General features: G+C 70.5%; 17 protein-coding genes. 13 read left to right on the top strand and 4 right to left on the bottom strand.

Features of this window, described 5'->3' with window-relative positions:
- Positions 1-24: 24 nt before the first annotated feature.
- The 10 genes from BMY19_RS15050 to BMY19_RS15005 all read left to right on the top strand — a co-directional run bounded on the left by BMY19_RS15050 (position 25) and on the right by BMY19_RS15005 (position 7854).
- Positions 25-264 carry a cytoplasmic protein gene (locus BMY19_RS15050; protein WP_100252156.1) on the top strand — a complete coding sequence of 80 codons (240 nt, stop codon included), beginning with the start codon at positions 25-27 and terminating at the stop codon, positions 262-264.
- 15 nt (positions 265-279) lie between these two features.
- Positions 280-1032, top strand: a complete 753-nt coding sequence (sufC, locus tag BMY19_RS15045) for a Fe-S cluster assembly ATPase SufC (protein WP_020093412.1) — start codon at positions 280-282, stop codon at positions 1030-1032.
- Between the two features lie 3 nt (positions 1033-1035).
- A complete protein-coding gene (locus BMY19_RS15040; protein WP_100252155.1) occupies positions 1036-2358 on the top strand; it encodes a SufB/SufD family protein in 1323 nt (440 codons plus the stop codon).
- A gap of 203 nt (positions 2359-2561) precedes the next feature.
- Positions 2562-3806 carry a cysteine desulfurase gene (locus BMY19_RS15035; RefSeq protein WP_100252154.1) on the top strand — a complete coding sequence of 415 codons (1245 nt, stop codon included), beginning with the start codon at positions 2562-2564 and terminating at the stop codon, positions 3804-3806.
- Positions 3807-3856: 50 nt separating this feature from the next.
- Positions 3857-4240, top strand: coding sequence for an SUF system Fe-S cluster assembly protein (locus BMY19_RS15030; RefSeq protein ID WP_020093409.1), 384 nt, complete (start codon positions 3857-3859; stop codon positions 4238-4240).
- A gap of 261 nt (positions 4241-4501) precedes the next feature.
- On the top strand, positions 4502-4819 hold the full coding sequence (locus tag BMY19_RS15025) for a hypothetical protein (protein ID WP_244534923.1): 318 nt from the start codon (positions 4502-4504) through the stop codon (positions 4817-4819).
- A 300-nt stretch (positions 4820-5119) separates the two neighbouring features.
- Entirely contained in the window at positions 5120-5446 is a 327-nt protein-coding gene (locus tag BMY19_RS15020) for a hypothetical protein (protein WP_100252152.1), read from the top strand.
- A gap of 273 nt (positions 5447-5719) precedes the next feature.
- Positions 5720-5971 (top strand): hypothetical protein, encoded by a 252-nt coding sequence (locus BMY19_RS15015; RefSeq protein ID WP_056525243.1) that lies wholly within the window; start codon positions 5720-5722, stop codon positions 5969-5971.
- A 171-nt stretch (positions 5972-6142) separates the two neighbouring features.
- A complete protein-coding gene (locus BMY19_RS15010; protein WP_042673784.1) occupies positions 6143-7078 on the top strand; it encodes an ABC transporter ATP-binding protein in 936 nt (311 codons plus the stop codon).
- Between the two features lie 14 nt (positions 7079-7092).
- On the top strand, positions 7093-7854 hold the full coding sequence (locus BMY19_RS15005; protein WP_042673785.1) for an ABC transporter permease: 762 nt from the start codon (positions 7093-7095) through the stop codon (positions 7852-7854).
- Between the two features lie 4 nt (positions 7855-7858).
- On the opposite strand, the gene BMY19_RS15000 is transcribed toward BMY19_RS15005, so the two are convergent.
- Complete coding sequence (locus BMY19_RS15000) at positions 7859-8623, bottom strand: alpha/beta fold hydrolase (RefSeq protein WP_091679936.1); 765 nt, start codon at positions 8621-8623, stop codon at positions 7859-7861.
- 116 nt (positions 8624-8739) lie between these two features.
- Between BMY19_RS15000 and BMY19_RS14995 the strand changes: the two genes are divergently transcribed.
- Positions 8740-9582 (top strand): FkbM family methyltransferase, encoded by an 843-nt coding sequence (locus tag BMY19_RS14995; RefSeq protein WP_100252151.1) that lies wholly within the window; start codon positions 8740-8742, stop codon positions 9580-9582.
- Here the strand turns inward: BMY19_RS14995 and sfsA are convergent.
- Complete coding sequence (gene sfsA, locus BMY19_RS14990; RefSeq protein WP_091924979.1) at positions 9569-10282, bottom strand: DNA/RNA nuclease SfsA; 714 nt, start codon at positions 10280-10282, stop codon at positions 9569-9571. The genes BMY19_RS14995 and sfsA overlap by 14 nt on opposite strands.
- Before the next feature lie 77 nt (positions 10283-10359).
- Between sfsA and BMY19_RS14985 the strand changes: the two genes are divergently transcribed.
- Positions 10360-11100, top strand: a complete 741-nt coding sequence (locus BMY19_RS14985) for a competence/damage-inducible protein A (protein ID WP_020093399.1) — start codon at positions 10360-10362, stop codon at positions 11098-11100.
- A 43-nt stretch (positions 11101-11143) separates the two neighbouring features.
- A complete protein-coding gene (locus BMY19_RS14980) occupies positions 11144-12013 on the top strand; it encodes a formate/nitrite transporter family protein (RefSeq protein ID WP_091976981.1) in 870 nt (289 codons plus the stop codon).
- A 79-nt stretch (positions 12014-12092) separates the two neighbouring features.
- Here the strand turns inward: BMY19_RS14980 and BMY19_RS14975 are convergent, their stop codons facing one another.
- A complete protein-coding gene (locus tag BMY19_RS14975) occupies positions 12093-13373 on the bottom strand; it encodes an NAD(P)/FAD-dependent oxidoreductase (protein WP_091976979.1) in 1281 nt (426 codons plus the stop codon).
- 214 nt (positions 13374-13587) lie between these two features.
- The gene (locus BMY19_RS14970) at positions 13588-14073 is read right to left on the bottom strand and encodes a F0F1 ATP synthase subunit B family protein (RefSeq protein WP_170855147.1); all 486 of its coding nucleotides are present in this window, start codon (positions 14071-14073) and stop codon (positions 13588-13590) included.
- Positions 14074-14078 lie beyond the last annotated feature (5 nt).

The raw sequence follows: 14078 nt of genomic DNA, 5'->3' as shown, positions 1-14078 counted from the left end.
CACCTGGGCGGATACGACGACGACGTGCTGCGCGCGGCCCATCGGCACAGCGCGCGGCACGCCGACGAGGTCCGGAGCAGCGTCCTGTGCGGGTGCTTCTTCTACCTCGAGGTTTTCGCGCCGGACGAGATCGCGGGCTGGATCGCCGATGAGGGCACCGCCCTCTGTCCCCGGTGCGGCATCGACGCGGTGATCGGCGACCTCTCCGGCTACCCGGCCGGGAGCGCCGCGTTCCTGCGGGCGATGCGGGACGAATGGTTTTGAAGGACTTGGACTGACATGCTGGAAATCAAGAACCTCGTCGTGCAGATCGAGGACAACCGCATCCTGAACGGCCTCAACCTGACCGTGAACGACGGCGAGGTCGCGGCGATCATGGGCCCGAACGGCTCGGGCAAGTCGACCCTCTCCTACGTCATCGCCGGCAAGGAGGATTACGAGGTTCTCGACGGCGAGATCCTGCTCGACGGGCAGAACGTTCTGGAGATGGCCGCCGACGAGCGCGCCGCGGCCGGCATCTTCCTGGCGTTCCAGTACCCGCTGGAGATCCCCGGCGTCGGCACCATGACCTTCCTCAAGGCCTGCCTGAACGCGCAGCGCAAGGCGCGCGGCGAGGCCGAGCTGTCGACCCCGGACTTCATCCGCGCGGTGAACGGCGCGGCCGACAAGCTCGAGATCAACAAGGAGATGCTCAAGCGCGCCCTCAACGTCGGCTTCTCCGGCGGCGAGAAGAAGCGCATGGAGATCCTCCAGATGGCGCTGCTGCAGCCGAAGTTCTGCGTGCTCGATGAGACCGATTCCGGCCTCGACATCGACGCCCTGCGGATCGTCTCCGAGGGCGTGAACGCGCTCCGCGACCAGGGCCGCTCGTTCCTGGTGATCACCCACTACCAGCGCCTGCTCAACCACATCGTGCCCGACACCGTGCACGTCATGTCGAAGGGTCAGATCGTGAAGACCGGCGGCAAGGAGCTCGCCCTCGAGCTCGAGGCCTCCGGCTACGCCGAGTACCGCACCGGGGAGGCGGCCTGAGCCATGGCCGACGTCACGAACCTCCGCTCCCCCGCCGAGGCCGGCCTGTCGAAGCTGTTCGAGTCGGCCCGCCAGAGCTTCGCCAGCGAGAAGGCGATCGCCCGCGAGGAGGCCTTCCGCTTCTTCGAGGCGACCGGCCTGCCGAGCCGGCGGGTCGAGGCCTTCAAGTACACGGACCTGCGCGCCGCCATCACGGAGGCCGCGCCCCCGGCCGAGGCGCCGAGCCTCGACGCCGCCCGGGCGGCCGTCGCGGGGGCGAAGGGCTTCTCCGGCATCGAGGCCGCGCGCCTGACCTTCGTGAACGGCCATCTCGTCCGCGAGCTGTCGGATCTCGACCGGATCCCCGAGGGGGTCACGGTCGTCCCGATGTCCGAGGCGCTGACGAAGGCGCATGTCGACCTGAAGCAGCTCGCGCCGGTGGCGCAGGCCCGGGAGAACCCGGTCTACCAGCTCAACACCGCCTTCCTGGCGGACGGCGCGCTGATCACGGTGGCGCCCGGTGCGAAGCCGGCGCGGCCGCTGCACCTGCGCTTCGTGGGCGCCGGGAACACGCCGTTCTCGACGGCGACCCGCGTGCTCGTCCAGATCGGCGAGGGCGCGGAGTTCGGCCTCCTGGAGAGCCACGAGGGTCCGGACGGGCTCACCTGCCAGCCGAACGACGCCCTCGACGTGGTGGTCGGCCCCAAGGCCGCCTTCCGGCACACCCGCCTGAACAAGCAGGGCGACGCCGCCATCGCGCTCTCGACCCTGTCGCTCAAGGTCGAGGCCGAGGGTCAGGTCGAGACCGTGAACCTCGTGACCGGAGCGGTCCTGTCGCGCCACCAGATCTTCGTCCACGTCGCGGGCGACGACACCAACGTCGTGGTCAACGGCGCCGCCATGCTGCGCAAGGGTCAGCTCGCCGACTCGACGCTGCTCGCCGATCACGCCGCTGTCGGCGGCGTCGGCCGCGAGCAGTTCAAGTGGATCATCGACGGCGACGCCACCGGCGTGTTCCAGGGCAAGATCATCGTCCGTCAGGCCGCCCAGCAGACCGACGGCAAGATGAAGTCCGACTGCCTCCTCCTCACCGACGAGGGGCAGATGATGAACAAGCCGGAGCTGGAGATCTTCGCCGACGACGTCGCCTGCGGCCACGGGGCCACCTGCGGTGCGCCGGACGAGGACCTGCTGTTCTACCTGATGGCCCGCGGCCTGCCGCGCGCGACCGCCGAGAGCCTGCTCGTCCAGGCCTTCGTGGGCGAGGCCGTCGAGGCGGTCACGCACGAGGGCGCCCGCGCGGCGCTCATCGGCGAGATCGAGGCCTGGCTCCAGGCGCGCGGCTGATCGGACCCGGCCGGTCCGCTCCGCGGACCGGCCCTTCTCGATGCCTGATCCCATCCCGAGGCCACCGCGGCAGCGGGCCCTACAGGCGGGATCCGGGGATCGCAACGCTAGCTGGAGGCCTCCTTCGAGGCCTCCGCTTCGCTCCGGCACCTCAGGATGAGGGCTGTTCCCGGGATCGGCGAAGTCTTCGGAAGGTCGCGACCATGAACGCACCCGTCCTCACCCCCACCTACGACGTCGAGGCGATCCGGAAGGATTTCCCGATCCTGGGCCAGCAGGTCTACGGCAAGCCGCTCGTCTACCTCGACAACGCCGCCTCGGCGCAGAAGCCCCGGCAGGTGATCGACGCGATGGTCTCCTGCATGGAGACCGGCTACGCCAACGTCCATCGCGGCCTGCACTACATGGCGAACGCCGCCACCGAGGGCTTCGAGGGCGCGCGCGAGACCACGCGCCAGTTCCTCAACGCCGCCTCGACGGACGAGATCATCTTCACCCGCAACGCCACCGAGGCCTACAACCTCGTGGCCTCGTCGATGGGCTGGGCCGGCCTGATCGGGGAGGGGGACGAGATCATCCTCTCGATCATGGAGCACCACTCCAACATCGTGCCCTGGCACTTCCTGCGCGAGCGCCGGGGCGCCGTGATCAAGTGGGCCCCGGTGGACGACCAGGGCAATTTCCTGGTCGAGGAATACGAGAAGCTGTTCTCGCCGCGGACCAAGATGGTGGCGATCACCCACATGTCGAACGTGCTCGGCACGGTGACGCCCGCCGCCGAGATCGTGCGCATCGCCCATGCCCACGGCGTGCCGGTCCTGCTCGACGGGGCCCAGAGCGCGGTGCACCAGCCCGTCGACGTGCGGGCGCTCGATTGCGACTTCTTCGTCTTCACCGGCCACAAGGTCTACGGCCCGACCGGGATCGGCGTGCTCTACGGCAAGAAGGAATGGCTGGAGCGCCTGCCGCCCTACCAGGGCGGCGGCGAGATGATCCGGACGGTCAGCGAGGACGCGATCACCTACAACGATCCGCCCCACCGGTTCGAGGCCGGCACCCCGGCCATCATCGAGGCGGTCGGTCTCGGCGCCGCGCTCGAGTACATGATGAATCTCGGGCGCGACGCGATCGCCGCCCACGAGGCGAAGCTCACGGCCTACGCGCAGGAGCGCCTCGGCGCGATGAATTCCCTGCGCCTCATCGGCACCGCACCGGGCAAGGGCGGCGTGATCGCCTTCGAGATGAAGGGCGCGCACGCCCACGACATCGCCACGGTGATCGACCGGCAGGGCGTGGCGGTGCGGGCCGGGACCCACTGCGCGATGCCGCTGCTCAACCGCTTCGGCGTCACCTCGACCTGCCGCGCCTCGTTCGGGCTTTACAACACGACCGCCGAGATCGATGCCCTTGCCGAGGCGCTCGGCAGAGCAGAAATGCTGTTCACCTGATACTGGGATGAGGCTGGTCCCGCCCGCGCGGGCCCGGGGAGAGTGAAGCGATGAGCACCGACGCCACCATCACGGGCGGCAAGAACGCCCCCGACGTCGCCGGCGACTCGACGATCCCGCAGGCGGAACTGGACCGCCTGACCGACGACATCGTCGCGGCGCTGAAGACGGTCTACGATCCCGAGATTCCGGCCGACATCTACGAGCTCGGCCTGATCTACAAGGTCGATATCGGCGACGATCGCGTCGTCGCGATCGACATGACCCTCACGGCGCCCGGCTGCCCGGTCGCGGGCGAGATGCCCGGCTGGGTCGAGAACGCGGTGTCCGCCGTGCCGGGGGTCCAGTCCTGCGCGGTGACCATGGTCTTCGACCCGCCGTGGGACCAGAGCCGCATGTCCGACGAGGCCCGCGTCGCCCTCGACATGTGGTAGCGCCCCCGCGGAGCGTCACGGCTTCCCGAAGGGACTCCCGGGCGCGACGCGCGGACCCTGCGCGGCGCCCGATTATCGCTGCACGGGAAAGGCTCGCACCGCGCCCCGGTCGCGGGCGGCGAGTGTCGACGCCGGCGCGATCTGCGGACTTCTACGCAGCCGTTAAGGCCCCGCTAACCATGACCCCGCAGATCGGTGGCGGCCGCCGCGAGGGCGGCCTCTCCTCGATACAGTTGGTGGAAGCGGATGGCTGCGGGCTACGTGGTCGCGGCGTTCTTGGAGGCGGCCGGGCTGGCCGGCCTCGTGATCGCCGTGCTCAAGATGCGGACGGAGCGGCGGGCGCGGGCCGCGGACTTGCGGAGCTTCCTTCGCTCCGGACAGATCCCGATTGTCGAGATAGGGGGGATGCGCCGTCCCGCGGACGCTGCCGCGCGGCTGATCGCCGTCCCGTACACGACCGGCCGGGGCGGTGCTCCGGAGGCTCGGCCGTCGGCCGCCCGCGCGGCGCTCGGACGCGCCTTCACGTCCGGCGGCGCGGCGCCGCGGACCGGGTTGATTGGCGCGATCAGCGCAGGATGACGTCGAGGCCGCTGCCGAGCAGGACCACGGCGCTGAGCGTCAGCATGAACTTCAGGTCTTCGAGACGGGCGCTCATGATCGATCCTCGATGTTCGGCTGGTTGGCCGCCGTTCCGATGACCGATGATCACCAGATTAACGAATTTTTCGCGAGTCCTTTCAGGATCCGTTAGGGATTTACCGACGGTTTCCGTTCGCTAACGTTACCGATGTGTTAAGGCCTCTTCCGGAGCCGTCGGCTCATTCTGGTCCGGCGGGGCGGCACGATCTGCGCCGGCCGGAGCTCACGAAGGTTCGAGCCATGTCTCCACGTCCGCGCACAACCTTCGGGCGGGCCGTCGACTGGATGTTTCGCGACAGGACCACCGGCGCGATCACCGTGGCGCAGTGGCCGAACCTGCCGCTCTGGCTCTTCGCGGGCCTGAGCCTCGCGGCCTGGCTGGCTCGGGACAGGGGAGAGCTGGCCCCCTGGCTGCCGGCCTCCGCTCTGTCCTTCGGGGCCGACATCGCGCTGACATGGTGGGCGATTGACGAGCTCCTGCGCGGCGTGAATCCCTGGCGCCGGATCCTCGGTGCGGCGACGCTTGTCGGTCTGGCCGCGCTGATCACGCTTCGGCGAGCGGCCTAGCGCCGGAACCATGCTACCGGCAATTGTATTTCTGGATGTTGATTCGGAACGGAGGCTGAACCGACTTCGCCGATTACAGATGAGCGGCACAAAATCTCGGTCCGGGGTGGCTGTCCGCGCGTTCTGGACAGTGCGGCCCTGCCAAGCTGATACCATAACGGTAGGTTGCACCCGCCGAGAAAGTGTGGATGGTCGTGCCGCGCGCCGCGTGAGCAGCGTCTGTGGGCATCCCGTGCATCCGAGCTCGGCCGAAGGACTGGTTTCGAAGAGATCATGACGGACGCGGGCGGATTCGATCTCGACGGCACGGCGAACTCCGCTCACGAGCGGGAAGTGCTGCTTCGCCAGATCGCCCACGCGCTGAACGTCCCGGTCTCGATCTTCCGCGGGCCGCCGGGGTCCCCGGCAGCCGGCGGCCCGAGCGCCGCGGAATGCGCCGCCCTGCTGACCGCGTTCTCGCGCATCGAGGATCCGGAACTCCGCAAGGAGTGCCTCGCGCTGGCGGAGCGCCTCGGCCGCCGGTGAGCGGCGGGCGCCCTCGCGGTGCGGTGGCGCACACGGGCTCGGTCAGCGCCGGTCATTCACCATGCTATAGGGGCGCCCGCCGCCGGAGGCGTCCCGCTCGGCCGGCCCCTCGCGTGTCCGGCGCCTGAGCATAGCTGCCGGACCCGTGCACGCTCCCGCTCGCACCAGGCTCTGATGCCGATCATCTCCATCTCGAAGCTGTCGAAGACCTACACGTCCGGCTTCACAGCCCTGCGTGACATCGACCTCGCCATTGAGCGCGGCGAGATCTTCGCGCTGCTCGGTCCGAACGGAGCGGGCAAATCCACGCTCATCAACATCGTCTGCGGGATCGTCACCGCGAGTGCGGGGACCGTCCTGGTCGACGGCCACGATATCGCGGCGGATTACCGTGCCGCGCGCCGGGCCATCGGGCTCGTCCCGCAGGAACTCACCACCGACGCCTTCGAGACGGTGCTGAACACCGTGAGCTTCTCCCGCGGCCTGTTCGGGCTGCGGCCGGATCCCGGGCATATCGAGCGGATCCTCCGGGCGCTGTCCCTCTGGGACAAGCGCGACAGCCGGCTGATGACCCTGTCGGGCGGCATGAAGCGGCGGGTGCTCATCGCCAAGGCGCTGTCGCACGAGCCCCGGGTGCTGTTCCTCGACGAGCCCACGGCGGGCGTCGACGTGGAGCTGCGCCAGGACATGTGGCGCCTCGTGCGCGACCTGCGCCAGCAGGGCGTCACCGTCATCCTCACCACCCACTACATCGAGGAGGCCGAGGAGATGGCCGACCGCATCGGCGTGATCCGCCGGGGCGAGATCATCCTCGTGGAGGAGAAGGCCGCGCTGATGCGCAAGCTCGGGCGCAAGCAGCTGACGCTCCACCTCCAGCAGCCGATCGCCGCGGTACCGCCGGAACTCGCCGATTACGGCCTGGCGCTCGGCGGGGAGGGGACCGAGCTGGTCTACACCTACGACACCCGCGCCGAGCGCACCGGCATCACCGGGCTCCTGACCGGCCTCGCGGCGGCGGGCATCCGCTTCAACGACCTCCACACCGAGCAGAGCTCGCTGGAGGACATCTTCGTCGGCCTCGTGCGCGAGGAGAGGGCACAGCCATGAGCGCGGCGTTCAGCATGAACTGGCCGGCGATCCGGGCCATCTACCTGTTCGAGATGGGACGCTTCTGGCGCACCGCCGGGCAGAGCATCCTGGCCCCGGTCATCTCGACGACCCTGTACTTCGTGGTGTTCGGCGCGGCGATCGGCTCCCGGGTCTCGGCGGTCGACGACGTGCCCTACGGGCTGTTCATCGTGCCCGGCCTGATCATGCTCTCGCTGCTGACGCAGAGCATCTCCAACGCCTCGTTCGGCATCTACTTCCCGCGCTTCGCCGGCACGATCTACGAGATCCTGTCGGCGCCGATCTCGCCGCTGGAGGTGGTGCTGGGCTTCGTCGGCGCCGCGGCCTCGAAGTCGATCCTGATCGGGCTGATCATCCTGGCCACCTCGGCCCTGTTCGTGCCGCTGCGGATCGACCACCCGCTCTGGATGATCGGGTTCCTGCTGCTCACCGCGGTGACGTTCAGCCTGTTCGGCTTCGTCATCGGCCTGTGGGCGGACGGGTTCGAGAAGCTGCAGCTGGTCCCGCTCCTCGTCGTGACCCCGCTGACCTTCCTGGGCGGCAGCTTCTACGCGATCAGCATGCTGCCGCCGTTCTGGCACGCGGTGAGCCTGCTGAACCCGGTCGTGTACCTGATCAGTGGGTTCCGCTGGGCGTTCTTCGGCAAGGCGGACGTGAACATCGCGGTCAGCCTCGGCATGACCGCGCTGTTCCTGGTGATCTGCCTCGGCCTCGTGACCTACATCTTCCGCACGGGCTACCGGCTGAAGAGCTGAGGCCTCAGGGCTGCGCGGCCAGGAAGGCCAGCACCCCGTCCCGGTGCGGCTTGGCGCCGACCGCCGTGGAGTGGTCCTTGCCCTCGATCTCGAGCGCCCGGGCGTCCGGGATCAGGGCGGCGAGGGCCGGCCCCGAGCCCGCGACCGTGTCGAGGGTCCCGACCGAGACCAGGACCGGCACCTCGATCTGCGCGAGCTCGCCCCGGCTGAGCGTCTGGCGCGAGCCGCGCATGCAGGCGGCGAGCGCCCGCAGGTCGCTCCGGGTCTGCTCGGCGAACATCCGGAAGGCCGCCGCCGTGGGGTTGGGCGCGGGCGTCCCGGCGGGCGCCTCCAGGGCCTCGGCGATGCCGGAGGGCAGGCCCTTGCCCTCGATGAGGTGCATCCCGAGGCCGCCGATCAGGGCCGAGCGCACCCGGTCCGCGTGGTCGAGCGCGAGATGCGCGGTGATCCGCCCGCCCATCGAGTAGCCCATGACGTGGGCGCGCCCGATCCCGAGATGGTCGAGGAGCCGGACCGCGTCGCCGGCCATGGCCTCGGAGCTGTAGGCGGCCGGATCGTAGAGCTTCTCGCTCTCGCCGTGGCCGCGGTTGTCCAGCGCGATCGCGCGGTAGCCGGCCTGGGTCAGGGCCTTCACCCACTGGGTGTTGACCCAGTTGACCGCGTGGTTCGACGCGAATCCGTGGATCAGCAGGATCGGCTTGCCCGGACCGTCCGCCGGCGGGACGTCGATATAGGCGATCCGCACGCCGTCGGAATTGAAGGTCTCCATGCCACGCAACCTGTGTTCATCAAGCTCGGCCACGGCTTAGACCACCCGGGCGCGCGGGAGCAACGCGGATCGATCCGCTTGCGGGTCGGAGCGCCGGCTGGCAAACCGCCCCGGTCATGACGGACACGCAGCCCTACGGCACCTACGAACCGTCCGGCCTCGTGGCGGCGATCACCCGCCGCACGAACCGGATCCCGGCCGAGTCCTGGTACGGGCGGCGCCTCGCGCTGTTCCTGCGCCGGATCGCGATCGCGCGCCTCGGGGGCAGGCCCCTCGACGTGACCCGCTACGGCGCGCGGATGCGGCTGCACCCGTACAACAACAACTGCGAGAAGAAGGTGCTCTTCACCCCGCAGTTCTTCGACCCGGAGGAGCGGGCGCTGCTGCAGGAGCGCCTGCCGCGGGACTGCGTGTTCCTCGACATCGGCGCCAATGTCGGCGCCTACGCCCTCTGCGTGGCCGCGTTCTCGGGGCCGGGGGCGCGGATCGTCGCCGTCGAGCCGCAGCCGGACGTGTTCGACCGCCTGACCTACAACATCGCCCAGAACCCGTTCCACACCGTCAAGGCGGTCGCCTGCGCGGTGGCCGACAAGGCCGGCGAGCTGACCCTGTTCATCGATCCGCGCAACCGCGGCGAGTCGAGCCTGCGCATCGTCGGCACCAACGAGGGCGCGCGGATCACCGTGCCGGCGGTGACGCTCCTCGACCTGCTGCGCAGCGAGGGCCTCGACCGCGTCGACGCCATCAAGCTCGACGTCGAGGGAGCCGAGGACCTGATCCTCGAGCCGTTCCTCCGCGAGGCGCCGGACGCGCTCCTGCCGCGGATCCTGCTGGTCGAGAACGGCACCGGCCAGTGGCAGCTCGACCTGCTGCGGCATCTGGGGCGCTACGGCTACCGCGAGATCGCGCGCTCGCGTCTGAACCTGATGTTCGAGCGCGGCGCCGTCAGGCCGGCGTGATCACCGGGATCTCCTCGGCGATGGCGACGCCCTCCGGCGCGACGGCGCAGCGATAGGCGCGGACCGCCACGCCCGCCGCGCGCGCTTCGCGGAACGCCCGGTCGAAGGCGGGATCGATGTCCCGGGCGACGTCGAAGGCCTCGGCCCGCATCTGCACGACGATGACCACCAGCGCGCGACCGCCCTCGGCCACGACCTGCGCCAGGTCGCGCATGTGCCGGGCGCTGCGGGCCGCCTTGCAGTCCGGGAACTCGGCCAGGCCCGCCCGCCGCATCAGGTGGCAGTTCTTGACCTCGACGTGGCATGGCCCCGTAGCCGCGCCGCTCGCGAGGAAGTCGACCCGGCTGGCCGCGGCGTAGCGCACCTCGGGCCTCAGCGCGTCGTGGCCGTCGAGCGCCGCGATCGCGCCGGCCCGGAAGGCCTCGGCCACGAGCGCGTTCGGCCGCATCGTGTTGATGCCGACCCACTGCGCCCCGCCGGGGAGGTCGGCCTCCACCAGTTCCCAGGTGAGCGGCAGCTTGCGCGCGGGGTTGCTCGAGCGCGACAGCAGCACGCGCGCGCCCGGCGTATTGAGCCCGAGCATGGCTCCGGGATTGGGGCAGTGAACGGTGACGCGGCCGTCATCGGTGTCGATATCGGCGAGGAAGCGCTTGTAGCGCTGCACGAGCCGTCCCGGCACCAGCGACGCGGCGAACTGCATGGGATCCTCGGGGTTCACGTAGTCGCGGGCCGCGGTCGCGCTATCTGCCTGCAGGACCCGCCCGACGCCAGAGTTCCATGAGCCAGCCTTCCGAATCCGTCACCGCCGCGATCCTCGTCATCGGCGACGAGATCCTCTCGGGTCGCACCAAGGACAAGAACATCGGCACCATCGCCGACTTCCTCACCGCCGCCGGGATCGACCTGCGCGAGGTGCGGATCGTGCCCGACGAGGCGGCCATGATCGTCGAGGCGGTCAACGCCCTGCGCGCCCGCTACACCTACCTGTTCACCACCGGCGGGATCGGCCCGACCCACGACGACATCACCGCCGACTGCGTGGCCGAGGCCTTCGGGGTCGGCATCGACGTCGACGAGCGCGCCCGGGCGATGCTGCTGGAGCGGCACAAACCCGAGGATCTCAACGAGGCCCGCCTGCGCATGGCGCGGATCCCGTTCGGGGCCGACCTGATCGCCAATCCCGTCTCGAAGGCGCCGGGCTTCCGCATCGGCAACGTCCACGTGATGGCCGGCGTGCCCAGCATCATGCAGGCCATGCTGGACTCGATCGCCCCGACGCTGACGGGCGGCGCCGCGATGCTGTCCGAGACGATCGAGGCGGCCGGCCTCCCGGAGGGCAGCTACGCGGGCGGCCTCGGCGAGATCGCGAGGGCGCGGCAAGCCGTCTCCATCGGCTCGTACCCGGCGATCACGCCGGAGGGCTTCCGCAACCGGATCGTCGTGCGCAGCCGGGACCCGGAGGCCCTCGCCGAGGCGCGCGGCGCCGTCGAGGCCCTGCTGGCGCGGCTCTCGGCCTGACTCGTCCCGTCCGATCGATCGTGTTGCGTAGCGGAGCTGTCGGATGGTGCGGGATAGGGACAAGCGGGCCGACCCCGAGACGCGCCGGGACGAGCTGCTGAAGGAAGTCTCCGAGATCGGCCGGCCCGACGCCTACGTCCTGCACGAGGTCATCCGGCTCGAGGGCGACGAGGAGCTGCGGCGCCACGGCCTCGCGCTGTTCCTCTCGGCCTTCGCGGCCGGGCTCAGCATCGCCCTGTCGCTGATCGTGCCGGGCGTCCTGCGGAGCCACCTGCCGGAAACCGACTGGGCCAAGATCGTCGGCTCGATGGGCTACGCGGTCGGGTTCCTGGTCGTCGTCCTGGGGCGCCAGCAGCTCTTCACCGAGAACACCATCACGCCGATCCTGCCGCTCCTGCACGACCGCTCCGTGAAGACGGCGCTCCGCGTCGTCAGGCTCTGGACGATTGTGCTGTCGGGCAACATCCTGGGCACGCTCGCGATCGCGACGGTGCTGGCCTATTCGGGCGCCTTCGAGCCGCCGGTCCTCAGGGCCTTCGCGGAGATCAGCCACGACGCCATCGCGCACGGGTTCTGGGCGACCTTCGTCAAGGCCGTCTTCGCCGGATGGATGATCGCCCTGATGGTCTGGTTCCTGCCGGCCACCGCCAGCGCGGCGCCGTTCGTGATCCTCCTGATGACGTGGCTGGTCGCGCTCTGCAGCCTCGCCCACATCGTGGCCGGCTCCGTCGAGGCCTTCTACCTCGTGGTCACGGGCGCCGCGTCGCTGCACGATTACGCGGTGAAGTTCTTCCTGCCGACGCTGCTCGGCAACACGTTCGGCGGCGTGGCGCTGGTGGCGGTGCTGAACTACGGGCAGGTCGCCCCCGAGGTCGAGGAGACCAAGGCGGTCGAGGGCGAGCGTCCGGACTGAGACCGAGGACTTGGACCGAGGACTCGGGCCGCCGGCGGCACCGCGCGCCGCCCGCGACGCCGGATCCGCGCCGGCCGCCTCAGTCGAGCCGCACCGGCGGGCTGATCAGGTGGTCGAGATCGTCGAGGACCCACGTCATCGTCCCGCGCAGCGGCCCGTAGAGCCCGATCTGGTGCTGCCGGTAGAGGAGGTCGTGCGTCAGCCGCGCCGAGAGCCCGTTCAGGCGCCCGCCGCCGAACGTGTAGCGGCCGAGCGTGCCCCAGCCGTTGAAATCCGCGAGCGAGACGATCGCGCCCTTCTCGGCATAGTGGAACGGAGGCAGGTCCGCGTCGGGCGCATCCCCGCGGGCCAGCGCGCGGCCGAGATGGCGCGCGAGATGCTGCGCCTGCTGGCGTGCGGCCTGCGCGGTTGCCGGAACGGGGTGGCCGGTCCGGGAGTCGGTGAGGCTGGCGCAGTCGCCGAGGGCGATGATGGCCGGATCCCGGGTCGTGCGCAGGTCCGGGCGGACGACGAGTTGCCCGGCCCGCGAGCGCTCCAGGCCGTCGAGGCCGGCGAGCACGTCCGGCGCCTTGACGCCGGCGGCCCAGACCTTCAGCCCGGCCGGGATGCGGCGGCCGTCCTTCAGGATGAACCCGTCCGCGTCCGCGGCCGTCACCGTCGCGCCGGTCCGGACCTCCACGTCGAGATCCGACAGGGTGCGGGCGGCGGCGCGCGACACCTTCTCGGGGAAGGCCGGCAACAGGCGCGGCCCGCTCTCGATCAGCGTCAGGCGCAGGCGCCCCGGCAGGTCGGGCGAGCCGTAGGCCGCGAAGAGGTTGATGGCGTGCTTGAGCTCGGCGGCCAGCTCGACGCCGGTCGCACCGCCGCCCACGATGGCGATCTCCAGCAGGCCGCCGCCGTCGAGCCGGGCCAGGAGATGGCACCGCAGCTGTTCGTGGAAGTGCTCGGCCTCGGTCAGGTCGTCGATGGTCAGGCAATGCTCGGCCACGCCCGGCGTGCCGAAATCGTTGGCGCGGCTGCCGATGGCGAGCACCAGCAGGTCGTAGGCGCGCTCCACTTCCGGAACCCCCTCCGCGGCCTCGACCGCGAGCCGGACGCGCCTGGCCGCCCGGTCGATGCCCACGAGGGCGCCGGGCTGGAAGCGGAAGCCGTTGCGGCGCGCCTGGGCGAAGAGATCCACCTTCTGCCGGTCGGCCCGGGCCGTACCCGCCGCGAAGGTGTGCAGCATCGGCTTCCAGACGTGCGAGAGGCTGCGATCGGCGAGGGTGACGTCGGCCCGGCCGCCGCGTCCGAGGCTGGTCGCCACTTCGATCCCGGCGACGCCGCCGCCGACGATCACGATCCGTGGTCTCTCCGCCATGACGTCTCCGCATCCTCACGGGTCGGGAACGCCGGTCACGGCCTCGATGTTCGCCGCGGCGCGCGCCGATTCCGCCCGGCGTCGGAAGCGCGTCCTGCGCGGCCCGTCCCCCGATCCCGCGCCGGGCGGGATCGCGTCGGCCGACAGGGGCCGTCGACCATGAAAAAAGCCGCCCGGAGGCGGCTTTCGTGAACGTCGCGCTGCTGCCTCCGGATCAGGAGCGCATGCGGGTCCGCACCTCGCCGAGGCTCGCGCGGATCAGGTTCTGGGCGGCGTCACCCTGCATCCGCTCGCGCAGGATCGTCTCCGAGACCTTCACGGCGGCCTCCGCGGCGGCGGCGCGGACCTGAGCCTCGGCCTGGGCTTCCGCCTGGGCGATCTTCGTCTCGGCGGCCTTGGTGCGGCGGGCCAGGAAATCGTCCAGCTTGCGGTGGCCTTCCTCGGCGGCGCGCTGGGCCTCCTCGCGGGCACCGGCGACGATCGACTCGGCCTCCTTCTCGGCCTCGGCGCGGCGGCGCTTGTAGTCGGCCAGCACGGCGGCGGCCTCCTCGCGCAGGCGCTTGGCCTCGTCGAGCTCGTGGCGGACGCGGTTGGCGCGCCCGTCCAGGCCCTTGAGCATCGTCGAGAAGGCGCCGGCCTTCCAGGCGATGCCCATGAAGATGACGAACGCGACGGCGACCCAGAATTCGGCTTCGAGCAGCATCG

Source organism: Methylobacterium sp. UNC300MFChir4.1 (assembly GCF_900110155.1).
Lineage (GTDB): Bacteria > Pseudomonadota > Alphaproteobacteria > Rhizobiales > Beijerinckiaceae > Methylobacterium.
This window is presented reverse-complemented; position numbering and strand designations above follow the sequence as displayed.

Excerpts from the sequence above, each read along its gene's own strand:
- BMY19_RS14985 (WP_020093399.1), top strand. The coding sequence starts at position 10,360 with ATGAGCCAGCCTTCCGAATCCGTCACCGCCGCGATCCTCGTCATCGGC.
- BMY19_RS15015 (WP_056525243.1), top strand. The coding sequence starts at position 5,720 with ATGACGGACGCGGGCGGATTCGATCTCGACGGCACGGCGAACTCCGCT.
- BMY19_RS15000 (WP_091679936.1), bottom strand. The coding sequence starts at position 8,623 with ATGGAGACCTTCAATTCCGACGGCGTGCGGATCGCCTATATCGACGTC.
- BMY19_RS14975 (WP_091976979.1), bottom strand. The coding sequence starts at position 13,373 with ATGGCGGAGAGACCACGGATCGTGATCGTCGGCGGCGGCGTCGCCGGG.
- BMY19_RS14995 (WP_100252151.1), top strand. The coding sequence starts at position 8,740 with ATGACGGACACGCAGCCCTACGGCACCTACGAACCGTCCGGCCTCGTG.
- BMY19_RS15005 (WP_042673785.1), top strand. The coding sequence starts at position 7,093 with ATGAACTGGCCGGCGATCCGGGCCATCTACCTGTTCGAGATGGGACGC.
- sufC (WP_020093412.1), top strand. The coding sequence starts at position 280 with ATGCTGGAAATCAAGAACCTCGTCGTGCAGATCGAGGACAACCGCATC.
- BMY19_RS14980 (WP_091976981.1), top strand. The coding sequence starts at position 11,144 with ATGGTGCGGGATAGGGACAAGCGGGCCGACCCCGAGACGCGCCGGGAC.
- sfsA (WP_091924979.1), bottom strand. The coding sequence starts at position 10,282 with ATGCAGTTCGCCGCGTCGCTGGTGCCGGGACGGCTCGTGCAGCGCTAC.
- BMY19_RS15020 (WP_100252152.1), top strand. The coding sequence starts at position 5,120 with ATGTCTCCACGTCCGCGCACAACCTTCGGGCGGGCCGTCGACTGGATG.
- BMY19_RS15040 (WP_100252155.1), top strand. The coding sequence starts at position 1,036 with ATGGCCGACGTCACGAACCTCCGCTCCCCCGCCGAGGCCGGCCTGTCG.
- BMY19_RS15030 (WP_020093409.1), top strand. The coding sequence starts at position 3,857 with ATGAGCACCGACGCCACCATCACGGGCGGCAAGAACGCCCCCGACGTC.
- BMY19_RS15035 (WP_100252154.1), top strand. The coding sequence starts at position 2,562 with ATGAACGCACCCGTCCTCACCCCCACCTACGACGTCGAGGCGATCCGG.